General features: G+C 69.6%; 11 protein-coding genes. 3 read left to right on the forward strand and 8 right to left on the reverse strand.

Features of this window, described 5'->3' with window-relative positions:
* Positions 1-76 precede the first annotated feature (76 nt).
* Positions 77-1,480: a glycosyltransferase gene (locus PSQ21_RS29305; protein WP_274034311.1), complete on the forward strand. Its 1,404-nt coding sequence runs from the start codon at positions 77-79 to the stop codon at positions 1,478-1,480.
* Between the two features lie 85 nt (positions 1,481-1,565).
* Here the strand turns inward: PSQ21_RS29305 and wsfD are convergent, their stop codons facing one another.
* From wsfD to PSQ21_RS29335, 6 genes are all read right to left on the reverse strand, one after another.
* Positions 1,566-3,137, reverse strand: coding sequence for a glycan biosynthesis hexose transferase WsfD (gene wsfD / locus PSQ21_RS29310; RefSeq protein ID WP_443334408.1), 1,572 nt, complete (start codon positions 3,135-3,137; stop codon positions 1,566-1,568).
* Between the two features lie 264 nt (positions 3,138-3,401).
* Positions 3,402-5,066 carry an alkyl sulfatase dimerization domain-containing protein gene (locus PSQ21_RS29315; RefSeq protein ID WP_274034313.1) on the reverse strand — a complete coding sequence of 555 codons (1,665 nt, stop codon included), beginning with the start codon at positions 5,064-5,066 and terminating at the stop codon, positions 3,402-3,404.
* Between the two features lie 371 nt (positions 5,067-5,437).
* Complete coding sequence (locus tag PSQ21_RS29320) at positions 5,438-6,115, reverse strand: hypothetical protein (protein WP_274034314.1); 678 nt, start codon at positions 6,113-6,115, stop codon at positions 5,438-5,440.
* A 435-nt stretch (positions 6,116-6,550) separates the two neighbouring features.
* Positions 6,551-6,775 carry a hypothetical protein gene (locus PSQ21_RS29325; RefSeq protein ID WP_109177731.1) on the reverse strand — a complete coding sequence of 75 codons (225 nt, stop codon included), beginning with the start codon at positions 6,773-6,775 and terminating at the stop codon, positions 6,551-6,553.
* A 187-nt stretch (positions 6,776-6,962) separates the two neighbouring features.
* On the reverse strand, positions 6,963-8,123 hold the full coding sequence (locus tag PSQ21_RS29330; protein WP_274034315.1) for a serine hydrolase domain-containing protein: 1,161 nt from the start codon (positions 8,121-8,123) through the stop codon (positions 6,963-6,965).
* Between the two features lie 58 nt (positions 8,124-8,181).
* Positions 8,182-9,270: an alpha/beta hydrolase gene (locus PSQ21_RS29335; RefSeq protein ID WP_274034316.1), complete on the reverse strand. Its 1,089-nt coding sequence runs from the start codon at positions 9,268-9,270 to the stop codon at positions 8,182-8,184.
* Positions 9,271-9,451: 181 nt separating this feature from the next.
* Between PSQ21_RS29335 and PSQ21_RS29340 the strand changes: the two genes are divergently transcribed.
* Entirely contained in the window at positions 9,452-12,031 is a 2,580-nt protein-coding gene (locus PSQ21_RS29340; RefSeq protein WP_274034317.1) for a helix-turn-helix domain-containing protein, read from the forward strand.
* Between the two features lie 147 nt (positions 12,032-12,178).
* Here the strand turns inward: PSQ21_RS29340 and PSQ21_RS37905 are convergent, their stop codons facing one another.
* Entirely contained in the window at positions 12,179-12,289 is a 111-nt protein-coding gene (locus tag PSQ21_RS37905) for an Imm1 family immunity protein (protein WP_443334434.1), read from the reverse strand.
* A 189-nt stretch (positions 12,290-12,478) separates the two neighbouring features.
* Between PSQ21_RS37905 and PSQ21_RS29345 the strand changes: the two genes are divergently transcribed.
* Positions 12,479-12,685, forward strand: a complete 207-nt coding sequence (locus PSQ21_RS29345; protein WP_274034318.1) for a hypothetical protein — start codon at positions 12,479-12,481, stop codon at positions 12,683-12,685.
* A 117-nt stretch (positions 12,686-12,802) separates the two neighbouring features.
* On the opposite strand, the gene PSQ21_RS29350 is transcribed toward PSQ21_RS29345, so the two are convergent.
* A complete protein-coding gene (locus tag PSQ21_RS29350) occupies positions 12,803-13,216 on the reverse strand; it encodes a hypothetical protein (RefSeq protein ID WP_274034319.1) in 414 nt (137 codons plus the stop codon).
* Positions 13,217-13,238: the final 22 nt, after the last annotated feature.

Raw genomic sequence — 13,238 nt, forward strand, 5'->3', positions numbered from 1 at the left:
ACCGGTCACCGGGCCGGCCCCGAGACGTCGTGCGGGACCGGCCCGCGTGACCGATTTCCCAGGAGGGACCCACGACATGGGTGATTCCCCGAGCACCGTGGTCACCGCCACGATGACGCTCTTCCTCGTACTGGCCGTCCTCTCCGTCAGCTATCTGCTGGCTCTCGTCGTCCCCTTCGTCCGCAGCAGATCCCGGCCACCGGGGGACGCGTCACGCTTCGACTGGCACATCCTGGTGCCCTGCCTGAACGAGGCCGCGGTGATCGGCGAGACCCTGACCCGGCTGCGGGACGCCTTCCCCCACGCCCACCTGTGGATCGTGGACGACGCCTCCGACGACGACACCGCCGCCATCGTCACCCGGTACCGGAGGAGCGATCCCCAGCTCCACCTGGTGCCCCGGCGGCTGCCCCACGCCCGCAGCGGCAAGGGCGACGCACTCAACGCCGCCTACCGCGCACTGGTCGCCACGCCTGCCGGGAGCAGCCCGTCCGGCAGAGTGGTCGTCGGGGTCTTCGACGCCGACGGCATCCCCGCCCCCGGCTGCCTGGACGTCGTCGCCTCGCCCCACCTCCTCGGCGACCCCGCGGTGGACGCGGTCCAGATCGAGGTCCGGATGCGCAACAGGAACGAGCGACGCCCGTTCCCCGACGCGGGCCCGCTCCGCAACCTCGTCGCCCGCACCCTCGTGCGGATGCAGGACATCGAGTTCCGGGCCGCCGTGCCCGCCCTCCAGGCCGGCCGCGCCATCACCGGCACCGTGTCGCTCGGCGGCAACGGCCAGTTCGTCACGCTCGACGCGCTGCGCCTGCTCGACGACGACCCCGGCCGGGGCGGGCCCTGGCACAACTCGCTGCTCGACGACTACGAACTCGCCCTGCACCTGGCCCTCGCGGGCCGCAGGACGGCCTTCACCCGCGACACCTGGGTCGAACAGGAAGGTCTGTGGGACGCGGGCCGGCTGCTCGTCCAGCGCACCCGGTGGAGCCAGGGCACGATGCAGTGCGCCCGCCACCTCCGCACGGTCTGGCTCTCCCGTCGGCTGTCCACCCCGGCCGCGGCCGAGATCAGCTACTCCCTCCTCCAGCCGTGGCTCCAGCTCCTGGTCAGCGCGGTCTGCCCCGCACTGGTGCTTCTCGCCGCAGTCCATGCGATCGGCCAGGCGGGCGGCACGGGCATCGTCGGACAGGGGGTCCAGTGGTGGCCCATCGCGGGCTACATCCTCCTGGCCGTGGTCCAGTTCGGCATGTGGGGCCCGCTCTACCGGGCAAAGTGTGAACCCGCACACGGATTCTGGCGCAGTGTCGGCTGGGGCTTCGCGTACACGGCGTACGTCTGGTGCTACTCGGCGGCGACCTGGCGGGCGCTGATCCGGCACGTGCGGGGGCACGGGGCGTGGGCCAAGACCCGCCGCAACGCCGAGGGCGCCGTCCCCGCACAGGCCCCCGCCGCGCCCCTGAAGGAAACCGAGCTCCTCTGACCCCCGCTCCACCGACGAGGCCGGGCCCACCCGTCGGAATCCGGCCGGCCGGCCACGGCCACGGACTGGCGGCCGAGAGCCGCGATCAGTCGGACCGGACCACTGAGGCCACCGCATCGACCGGCAGCCCGCCCCCGGAGACCGGCTCCGCGCCGCCGCCGTTCCCCTCCTTCGGCCCGCTCCCGCCGGAGCCGTCGGCTCCGCGCCGCTGCTCGGCCGACTCCGTGCCGGCCCCGGACCCCGCGGTCGCAGCCGCGGCGCATGCCAGCACGAGGGTGAGCCCGCAGGACAGGACCGCGAACACCAGGTGCTTGGTGTTCTCGATCGCCTCCCCGTAGACCGCCGTCAGGAACTGCGTCCACGTGAGCGTCGCCGCGCACAGTACGGCCGCCACGAACGCCCGGCGCCGGGGGTCGGACGCACGCCGCCACCACGGGACCGCCGCGACCCCCAGCAGAGCCACCAGCGTCAGCATCAGCCCGCCGCCGACATCACGCACGAGCATGCTGAACAAGGTGAGCCGCGACTCCTGCGCACCCGCGGGCAGCCCCGCCTCCACCGGGTAGGAGCCGAGGTAGTCCGGGCGGGCCGCACCGAAGTCGTCCAGCGCGTGGAACGCGATCCGGGCGGTCACCGCAGGATGGGTGACGAGGAAGGACGCGATGTTCCCGTACGTCATCCGGTCCTCGTACCGTTCCCAGCGGGGATCGCCCTGCGGGGGCTCCTCCACCCACCAGCTCCGTCCCTCGTACCGGGCGAAGTCCGCCGGGAGCCCCAGGTCGACCGCCGCGGCCCGGGGATCGTCACTGTGGGCGAGGAGGCCGACGAAGACCATCTCGGTGGGATTGATCCTGCGGAACTCCTCGGGCTGCGCGGCCAGCTCACCCACGGCCGCGCCGGTGATCAGCAGGGCGGCCAGCATCGGCGCGGCGCGGCTGCGCCACCCGGCCGCCCACCGTCCCACCGGCACCCGGGTGAGGAGGAGAAGGACCACGAAGGGCACCGCCATGGTCGCCGACTGGGTCTTGGAAGCCACCGCCAGCACGGCACCCGCCGTGAAGGCGGCCAGCCCCAACAGCCGCGCCGCGGGCGCCCCTCCGAGATGAACCGCCCCGGCGAGCGCCCACACCATGCCGGTCAGGCCCGCGAGCTCACCGTACGGAGAGGCCGCGTACCCGGCGAACGTACTGTCCCCGACCACCACGAACAGCGCCCCGCACACCAGTGCCTTGCGGAGGAGGCTTCCGGTCAGTGCCGCCGCGAACACCGCGAAGGCGCCCGCGATCAGCAGACAGAACACCAGCGCGAGCGCCCGCAGATCCAGGGCACCGGAGAAACCCGGGACCCCGCTGACCAGGTCCGCCGCCCGGAGCAGCCAGTTCCCGCTGCTCGGGTAGACCTGTTCCGGGTCGCAGCCGTCCTTCGGCGCACGGGTGTACGTGAAGTGGGCGTACGCGAGCCACGGCTCCACGCCCGGGGGGACATGCGTGACGATGTCGAGCGAGCACATCCGGCGGAAGCCGTCACCGTTGTCGGCCATCCCCACCGGGGACGGTACGAACAACCGCAGCGCCATCAGGGCACCGGCGGCGGCACCCGTACCGAGGGCAAACCGAAGGGGAGACCCCAGTCTTTCGTCCGCTTTCGTGCCATTCATGCGGCCAATTCAACGGCCCGACGGGCAGCCCGCAGGGACGACACCCCGAGCTCCGAAAGTCACACATACCATCCGCCGCCTACATGCCCGGATGTCGTCCGTGCTGCTCCGGGGTCCGCTCACGGTCACGGCCGTTCATGCGCAGCGACCGCGAGAGGGGTGACCAGGCCCCGCGCCCCCGGTGAAGAGACCGGTCGAGGTGGAACAGGTCATCCGGCTGTCCGGAAACAGGTGTCGGGCGGCCTGCCTCGCACGGGGCCGGTCCTATCGCATGTGCATGTTGAATCCCTTGATCTCGCGGTCGAGCAGTCCCTGCAGCTCTGTCCAGGCCGCCACGTCGCCGGTGGTGGCGCTGACCGGCGTCGTGCCGTCCAGGTCGGCGGCGGTGAGCTCGACGACGGCGTCGGCGTCGTCGGCGACACCGTCCTGGACGACGAGTACCTGGTGGCGGACCCGCACGGTGACCTCGTCGCCCGTGTCGAACCGCAGCCCGACGGCGAGCGTACGGCCGGCGGCCTTCTCGGCATCGAGGTGGTAGCGCCAGCCGCGGACGGTCTCCACCGGGCTCTGCGGTGCTCCGAGGAGCCCCAGCATGGCCCGCAGCAGATCCCCGGTGTCGAAGGCTCCCTCCAGCTCGAGCGCCCCGGTGAGATACCAGGACCGGGCGATCGGGTTGAGCTCCTGGTAGCCGCGGGCGCGCAGGGCGGCCGCCTTGAGCAGTCGTGCGTCCTCGTGATCCGGGTCGGCCCGGACGGCGAGCTGCGTGAGCTCGGCCGCGAGCTGGTGGTCGCCCGCCTCATGGTCGGCCTTGGCCGCCGCGACCACGGCGTCGGCCCCTCCCATGAGCTCGACCATCCGCCTCGCCCTGTGCGCCGGCGGGGACGGGAACAGCTCGGTGGAGTCACCGCTGAACCAGCTCACCCAGCCGGTGAAGAACTCCGGGACGGTCGTGAACGGCGTGCCGTACATCGGCACCACGTAGGGGGCGTCCCAGACCCCCTCGGGCAGGTCCTTCAGCGCGTGCTGGAGCTCCGTCGGGGTGTAGCCCTTGTTGATGAGCCGCACCGACTGGTCCCACAGGTACTGGGTGGCGTCCCGGTACTTGGTGACGACGTCGCGGATCCTGTCCTCACCCTCGATGGGCTGGATGTGGGAGCCGAGCAGCCAGTGCGGGCCGATCTCCAACACGCGGTCCAGCGCGGTGAGGTAGTTCTCGGGCATGCGCGGCTTCGACCCGCGGATCGTGTGCATGTTCGGGATGCCGGTGAAGAACTCGTCGGCGATGATCACCGCATCCAGGTCGGGCAGGTGGATGCCGAACTCGCTGATCGCCTCGCCGCCCGTGTAGAAGGCGTCGATCCGCACGCCGGCGATCGTCAGCGTCTCGTCGCCGTGCAGCAGATCGGTGGGCGGGATGAACCCGGCCTCGCCCCCGGCGGGAACGGTACCGATGCCGTGGTGGTGTCTGTCCTCCGGGGACAGGAACGCGCCGCCGTAGTAGGCCGAGCCCATCGACTGGCGCGGCAGGATCTCGCCGAACTCGTTGTCACGCTCGGCGATGAAGTTCTCCCAGGCGTAGATCTTCACGGCCCCGGACTCGACGTCGGCCGGGTCGACGAGGGCGCGCGTCCCGTTGTAGTGGTCCGTGTGGTGGTGGGAGTAGAAGATCGCCTTGATCGGCTTGTCCGAGATCTTCGCGATCTCGGCGGAGATGACCCGGCCGGCCTCCATGTTCACACCGGTGTCGTAGACGATCAGGCCGTCGTCGCCCTCGATGACCGTCGAGTTGCCGAGGTAACCCGCCGGGCAGTAGACGGTCCACATCGGCAGTTCCCCGCACCGGTAGGTGCCCTGCTGCTCGACGGTCAGCCGGCGGTGCTCCAGGAAGTAGTCGGGAAAGCCGCGCTCGACGTCGTAGGGGTTCACCATGGCTGCTCCACGTCTTGGCAGTGCGACGGACACCACCAACCTACGATCGACAGCACCCACTCGCGACCGAAGCTCCACGCCCCGCCCCCTCCGTGTCACGCCCCTCCGACCCGTGCGACAGGGTGCTGCGCAGAACCGGCGGAAGCTCCGGCCGGCGACCGCGGCAGCTCGTAGGAGCTTCCTGTCGGGTGTGCCCGCGTCGGTGAGCGGCAGGATGGCGGCCACACCTTGTCCGACCTGCTGACCAGCAGGTCGGACAAGGTGTGGCGGCCTCCTCACATCAGATGTCCCGGAAGAGACCAGCCGCGCGGTGACCTGCCACGATGAGGGGGATTTGGTGGCTGACCTGCGCGAATGGTCTTTCAGTTGTTTCATGCTCGTGCCGGTTGATGAAGCCAGAAGTCCCTCAGGTCGGAGATACCTTCACGGAGGTCGTACGCCTCCAGGCGCAGTACGCGATGGGGCGCGGCCTTGCTCACCAGCAGACGTCCTGCCGAGGTGTCGACGCCGAGTGCGGGTGTTCCGTTCACACTCGACGGACGCTGCGCTGACGAGTTCGAGAGTCCGGAGCCCTTTGCCGGCGGCGACTTCTCCAGGTCGGTCAGGGCCTTGTCCAGCACGGCGGCCAGCTTCGGCGGGGCGACGGTGCGCGCCAGTGCCTCGTCCATGAGCTCCGAGCCGTCGTCCAGTCCCACGATCCACTCACTGGGCGGGGCCTTCGCGCCTTCCTTCACGTCCTCCTTGGGCGCCGGGTCGTGTTGCCACCGCATGAATGTCTTGCCGCCTACGCGCAGCACGTCCCGACCGTGGTCGTTCCCCCGACCCGAAGACGTGCTGCCGAACCGGCTGCCGCTCGCGGTGACGTTGATCTCGTTCTCGGTGATGCCGAAGGACGAGGTGTCCTTGTAGCGCAACCCCGGCGCTGAGGCCAGATCGTCGACCGCTTCCCTGAACGGCCGCAGGTCACGGTGCGCTGCCTGTGTCTCCTTCGAGTCGGAGGACGAGGACGTGAGCGACAGGAGTCCGCCGATCAGGGCGAGAACCAGCACCGTGAGGCCGCCCAGGACAACGGCACGCCTGCGCCCGGAGCCGGCCCGTAGCAGCCCTGGTGGGGGGGACCACGAAGTCGTCCCCCCTGGCACCGTGGGCGGAGGCAGCGGTCCCGGAGGAGGCGCCGTCGGATCTGCCGCCGAGCTCGGCGTCACCGGACCGTTCGGCGCCTGCGCTGTGTCCGGTTGGGGAGTGGGACGGGGGTCGTTGTCGTCCGCCATTGGCGCTGTGACCTTTCGGGTGTGGGGGCTGGAGTCCTGCGAGGGTGTTCTCACCGCGCGCTCTCCAGCGCGCGTTTGCAGACCGTGCCGCATGGGCGAGCGAGGGAGCCGCGTGGGGCCCCGGGCCGCCCAGATGCATGTCCGCGGAACGCGACGGCCTCGAAAGGGGAGCTGTGGCCCGAGACGACGTCGGTCTCTCGGGCTGCTGGTGGCCTACCGCTGACAGGCGGCGACGATGACCAGCAGGAGGAGGGCGATCCCGAGTATCGGCAGGCACCCGAGGGAGTTGGGGTTCTTCTGGTTGATCTCGACGACGCCGCCGAGTGCGAGGCCGGGGTGGGTTTCGGCGTAGTGGGCCGCTGCGAGATCGCCGACCTCGGATTCGGTGGTCCACCGGGTGGCGAACCTGCATTCGCCGCACCGGTACCGGTGTGCCATGACAACTCCTTGGTGCCGTGAGTCGTAGGGAATGGAAACCTGAACGGGCGGTCGGTGTGCGCTCCCCTGTTGCGTCGGCCGTCTGCTGCGGGGAGAAGCGGCCGACGACGCGCACACCGGCCACGTCAGGTGGTGGTGATCCGCTGCGATGATCGAGGTCTCTGCGCGGGAACGCCGGGTGTCGGCGTCAGTCGCGCTGCGGTGCGTTCTCGCACAGCGCCGCGTCCAGCAGCCGCCGTAGCTGCGCGTCCGGGCGCTGGCCGATCGTCACCAACATGTTGGTGACGATGGAGACGTAGCGGCCGTCGTCCATGGTCAGGGTGAAGGTCTGGTAGCCCGGGGCGCCACCGGAGTGGCCTCGCGCCGTACCGCCGCAGGAGGGCTCGTACGTCTGGAGTCCCAGGCCGTAGCCCGTGCCGGTGTTCACCTGCCGTGCGGTGCGCATCTCGGCGAGGCTCTTCGCGGAGAGGAGCTTTTCGGTGGCCAGCGCCTGGTAGAAGGCGCTCATGTCCTCCAGCGTGGAAACCATGGCTCCCGCGCTGCTGAAGAGCGAGGGGTCGTACGAGACCGCCGGAACCCACACGTAGAAGGAGCCCACCCGGAGGCCGTGGTAGCCGTTGACGGCCGGTGTGGGCAGGGCGCGGTCACCGGGTGCGGGGAAGAGGGTGTGCGGCAGGCCGAGCGGTCCGATGACACGTTCGGTCACGGCCTTGTGCACCGGTTGTCCCGTCAGCTTCTCGATGAGCATCCCGAGGACGAAGTAGCCGGTATTGGAGTAGGTGAACCCTTCGCCGGGGACGGAGACCGGGGGCGAGGCGTCCAGCGCGTACCGCACCATCGTCGACAGGCTGAAGGTGCCGTCCGGGTTCGACGGGGGTGTATTGAGCCCGGGGGAGGCGTTGTAGGCGCCGAGACCGCCGGTGTGCTGGAGCAGATGGCGCACGGTGATGCGGGTGCCGTCGTAGCCGTTGCCGGTGACGACACCGGGCAGGTAGTCATCGATCGGTGCGTCCAGGGAGACGCGGCCTTCCTCGACCAGCTGCAGCACCACCACCGCTGTGAAGGTCTTGGTCTGACTGCCGATACGGATGTGCTCGTCGGCCTTGATGGGGCGGTCGGCGTTCACGGTTCCCGTACCCGCCGACAGGGTCCAGGACTCGCTGCCGTTTCCGGCGTGGACGGCGGCGCCGGGCCCCGCCGCCGCCTGGAACGCCTTGAGCGCGGTGAGCGTGTCGGAGTGGTCGGACTCGGCGGTGGCAGCGTGTGCCGCCGAGCTGGACAGTGTCAGTACCGTCGCGCACAGGGCGCCGATGACGGAGGCCAGTTTCGTACCGTTTCGGGTGGTCATTCGGTGTCCGCTCCTCGGGGAGGTCTCGCTCGGTCGGGTGCGTGCCGGTCCTGCCGGCTCAGTTCTTCGCAGCGGCTTCGAACGCGGCCTCCAGCCGCGGGACGTAGTCCGCGTAGGCCGGACCCCAGCACTTGTAGGTGTGGCTGCCGTCGCACTGGGGCGACAGGGAGGCCCCGTTGCCGTAGTCGACGAGGCGGCTGGGGATGCCGAGCTGGTCCAGGCGGTTCTTGACCGTGTGGGCGGCCATTGCCGTCTGACCGTCGATCAGGCCCTGGTTCCCGGTGTAGAGGGTGACCTGGGTGTTCTTGAGCTTGGACAGGTTGGCCGGGGCGGCGGGATCGTAGGCGTTCCAGCGGTGGTCCGCGCCCAGGACCGGATACGGCGAGCCGAAGATGGCGTCGCTGTCGACGGACGGTCCGTAGGTCGGGCAGCCCTGGCTGCTCGATGTGCTGAGCGCGCACCAGGCGCCGGGCAGGTCGAGCTCGGTGGCGAGTACGGTCGCGCGGACCGTGGCCATGGAGAAGTCGATTCCGCCGGAGAGGGAGGAGGCGTGGCCGAAGAGGTCGGGTCTGGCCTGGGCGTAGTGGAGTGCACCGGATCCGCCCATGGACAGCCCGGTGACGGCCCGGTGTTCACGGTCGGGGAGGGTGCGCAGGTTGGCGTCGATGTAGGGGACGACCTGTTCGAGGTGGAAGGTCTCCCAGTCGGCCGCCCCTTCGGCGGTGTTCTGCATGTACCAGTCGGCGTACCAGCTCTTGAGACCGCCGTCGGGGACGACGGTGATCATGGCATCGGAGTGCAGCGCCGGAGCGGCGGCGGCATCGTCCACGTTGCCGCCGCCCCCGTGGAGGAAGTACGTGACGGGCCATCGCCGGTCAGGATCGTCGGCGTACCCGCTGGGCAGGAAGATCCGGATACGGTGCGGGCCGGCCACCTCCGGTGTGGTGACGGTGATCGTGAAGTCGGTGCCGGAGCGCACTTCGGTGCCGTCCGCGACCTGGCTCAGGCCGAAGCCGTCCGTGAAGTCGGCGCCGGGGACGGCCGGGGAGTCCGCCCAGGCGGCCGGTCCCAGGGACACGGCCGGAAGCAGCGCCGCCGCGACCAGGGCGACGGCGAGGCGACGGTGGCGGGCTGATGGAGGTCTCACTCTGGTACTCCCTTGTGTGAGGTGGCCGACGGGCCGCCGGCACGACCACGATGCGGCCCACCGGGTTCGGAGAACAGGGCATGTGCAGGTCAGGGGGAGGTCATCGGTGACCGGTCATCCGTGACCGGTCGTCCCGATACGCTCGGGCGGTACCGGTGTCCACGGAAGGTGAGAGTCCGGAGTGAGCAATGAGTTAGGCACGCGTATGCGTCACCTGCGCAGACGCGCGGGCCTCACCCAGGAGCAGCTGGCGGAGCGGGCCGAGGTGAGCGTGAGCACGATCGGCCGACTGGAGAACGGCAGGCTCCCCGAGCACCGGCTGAGGACGCTGCAGAAGGTGGCGGAAGTCCTGGACGTGAAGCCGGAGGAATGGCAACGACTCACCGCGACCATGGACGGGCCACAGCCGGCCCTCGCCGATGCGGCCGAGGTGCTGACACCCGCCGGTACGCGAGGGGAGCCGACCCCCGCTGCTCGGCCCGAGGATCCGGCACCGCCCGTTCGGCCCGAGCAGCCGGCGCCGCCCGTTCAGCCCGGGACTCAGGCGGGGGCCCCTGCACCTGCCGCGCCCACGCCCGCACCTGCCGCCCCCGCCCCCATCCCCGTCCCCGGGACGGCCGTGTCGTCGCCGGCCGGCCCGCTCGCCGACGCCGCCGCCTCACTGGCCCGTGAGGTCGGCCGACGCTGGCAGCGGGAGGAAAAGCACCGCCGCGTCCACGACCCGTTCCCGCTGCCCGTGCGATACCAGCCGGCTCCCGCCGCCCTGATGGACCGTCCGGAGAACATCCAGCGTCTGCAGCCGGGAGTCCCTGCCCGGGACCTCGACCTGAACGGCGATCTGCGGACTGTCGCCGACACCTATCGGAGTATCGAATCGCAGCGACTGGTCATTCTCGGGCGCGCCGGCTCGGGGAAGTCCATCCTGGCCATCAAGTTCGTCCTTGAACTTCTCGCGGCCCCGACTCCCTCCCTCCGGGTGCCGGTCATTCTCAGCATCGGATCCTGGGACCCGCTGGCCATCACGCCGCGGGACCTGCTGGTCGACCATCTCCTACGGGACCACCCGCATCTGGCCCGTACGACTCCCGAGGGCGCGACACTGGCCGCCGAACTCGTCGACTCCGATCTGATTCTCCCCGTCCTGGACGGTTTCGACGAACTCGCCGAAGCCCTGCGCGGCCCCGCGCTGGAAGCACTCAACGCCACGTCCCACCCCGTGGTCCTGACCAGCCGCCAGGACGAGTACGCCCGAGCAGTCCGCGACGTGCACGCGCCTCTGGTGCTGGCAGCCTGCGTCGAACTCGCCGACCTCACCGTCGAGGATCTGGCCGCGTACCTGCCCCGGACCGACCGCCTCGGCGACTCCCTGGGCAGCCGCGGAGCCACAGGCGTGTGGGGTGCCGTCCTGGACGAACTACGGGTCCATAACACCCCGGCGAGCAGCCGACTCGGACAGGTCCTGGGAACGCCCCTGATGGTCACCCTGGCGCGGACGATGTACAGCGAGGTGCCCGGCAACGACCCGGTCGAACTGCTTGACCCCGCGAGCTTTCCTACCGGGCGCCACCTTGAGGAACATCTGTTGGCGAACTTCGTGCCCACGGTCTACCGGCACCGCACCCCCGAACGGGCCGACCCCGCCACCGGGCAGCGCAACCGCGACCCTGAGCAGGCCGAACGCTGGCTCGGCTACCTCGCCCACACCCTGACCACCGGGGCCCACGAGCACGGAGACCTCGCCTGGTGGCGGTTCGGCGCGTCCGTACGGCTGCCGATGCGCATCCTGTACACCGCGCTGATCGGCGGACTGTGCATGTTCGCGGCCAACTGGCTTGTCATACTGTTCACCGTTTCCATCGGGTACAGGCGCTCCGTGCAGGCGCCGGCGATGGTCGAGGTGACGGTGTTCGGGCTCTGCTCCGCGGTCGTCTTCGGTCTCGTGCACTGTGCCCTGGCCGCGATGGGCCGTACCGTGGCCGTTCCGACCCAGGTACGACTCAGGCTGGCGGCCGTGGCCCCCGGGGTCGAGCACAGACCGGTTCGTGAGATCCTCACGCGCTTCGGGGTCGGGCTGCTGGGCGGCTCTGTGCTGGGGGTCGCGCATGCCTGGTCGAAGGCACTGTTTCGCGCGCTGGCCGGAACATCCCCGCACGCGGATCTGATCGGAGCGGCGATACAGGACACGCTGGCCGCGGGACTGATCTTCGGTCTGACGGCCGGCTTGGCCTTCGGACTCATCGCAGCCTTCGAGGCGCCCGTGGACATCGCGGCCGCGGCCACGCCGATGCGACTGCTGTCCGTCAACCGGTCGACCGCCACCCGGCAGTTCCTCGTGCTGGCTGCCGCTGTCACAGTCGGAGTCGCCATCTGCGGATATGTCGTCGTCGGCCTGCTCCAGCAGGTGCTGCCCTGGACGCTGCTGTGGCCGCTGGACGCGGCTCTGCTGCTGGGGGCGGTCGGCGGGCTGGGCGGATCGGCGGCGTACGTGCTCGCACTCACGGCGTGGGGGCAGTGGCTGACTGTGGCCCGGTTCTGGCTTCCGTTGACGCGCAGACTGCCGTGGGACACCGCAGCCTTCCTGGACGACGCCTATCGCCGAGGGGTGCTCCGGCAGGCCGGGGCCGTCTACCAGTTCCGGCACATCCGGCTCCAGCAACACCTCGCTCGCGTCCACGTCAGCTCCGGCCGCGTCACCCGTTACGTGAAACCGGGCCGGATGCGCCGCGCATCCGGGGGGAGGGCATCGCCGGAAGGCCGTTGAGGGTCTGTTCGGTGGCCAGGGCGGCTTTCGCTGCAGCCGTGTTCCCGTCGGGTGCTGCCGATCCCAGCCTTGGGAGGGTGATGCCGTGCGCGTAGAGGCCGTCGGGCGCGCCGAGCGCTCACCATTTGGCAATCGTTCAGGAGGTCGTCAGAACTCTGACTCTTCCTGCCACTCCACACACGTAGGTCGCCGCCCTCCGGAGAGCAGAAATTGTCTTACCGCCTCACGTAAAAGGGGGGAGTGGAATTTCCGCAGTATCGCGAAACTCTTGCGGGTTGTTCGCTATGTAGTAAATCACCTCCCCGCCCTGCACTTTCGAAGGGCCGGCCGAGATGCAGTTCGTTTCCTCGATGGAGCTTACGACTCCTGCCTGCCGTTCCCTGTTGGCACCAACCAGGAACTCATGATCCGGAAACCCTGAAGGGAGGAGTTCGCGCTGCAGACTAAGTGGACGATAAGAGGCGCCCCCTCGTCTTCAGCATCGCCCTGGACCGGCGCACCGAACGCGCCCACTACGACGCGAGCTGGGCCCACAACACCGGCCTCCCCAACGAGCTGAACATGCGGCGCGACGGAGACCTCGGGTCTCCCGCCTACACACCGGATGACCGCTCCTGTTCTGCGCGGTACGGTCCCTTCGGACATCAGACATGAACAGAAACTTCCCACAGCTCAAGATCTGCCAGACAGCGCTTAGGTGTCATCTCATACGCCGACATCGGTAGACTGTCGTTTGTGGTTAGGAAGCCTGCCCCTAGCCAAAAAACCGCGTCACGCCACCGAATCGATCCGCCGGGCACACACATCAAGAATTGTCTGCAAGTCAGCGATTACCTGATCACGCGCTTCCTGATGGCCGGGGAGTCCCTTCCACGCAGTCTCCAACGCTTCGCCAAGTGCTGCGGTGACCTTCTCCGGGACGAACCGCGCACCGAAGTCATACCCTGAGTCAGCTCGGGTGCGCAGGTCCAGTTCCACCGCGTCCCAGGCGTCCTGGATCGCTGACTGGTTCTCGATCTCTCCGGTAGGCTTTTCCAGGACTCGAATGAGGATCTGGATGTTCTTGTGGGCCTGCGTGCACAGCTTCCGATAGCGAGTCCACATCTTATGCGTGGCTACCACAGTGGCGATCCCGATCGTGACCGCTAGGGCTGGCAGCACCTTGACGTTGTTGGGCGACGTCATGGAGCGACTTGCCGTACCCGAG

Source organism: Streptomyces sp. MMBL 11-1 (genome assembly GCF_028622875.1).
Lineage (GTDB): Bacteria > Actinomycetota > Actinomycetes > Streptomycetales > Streptomycetaceae > Streptomyces.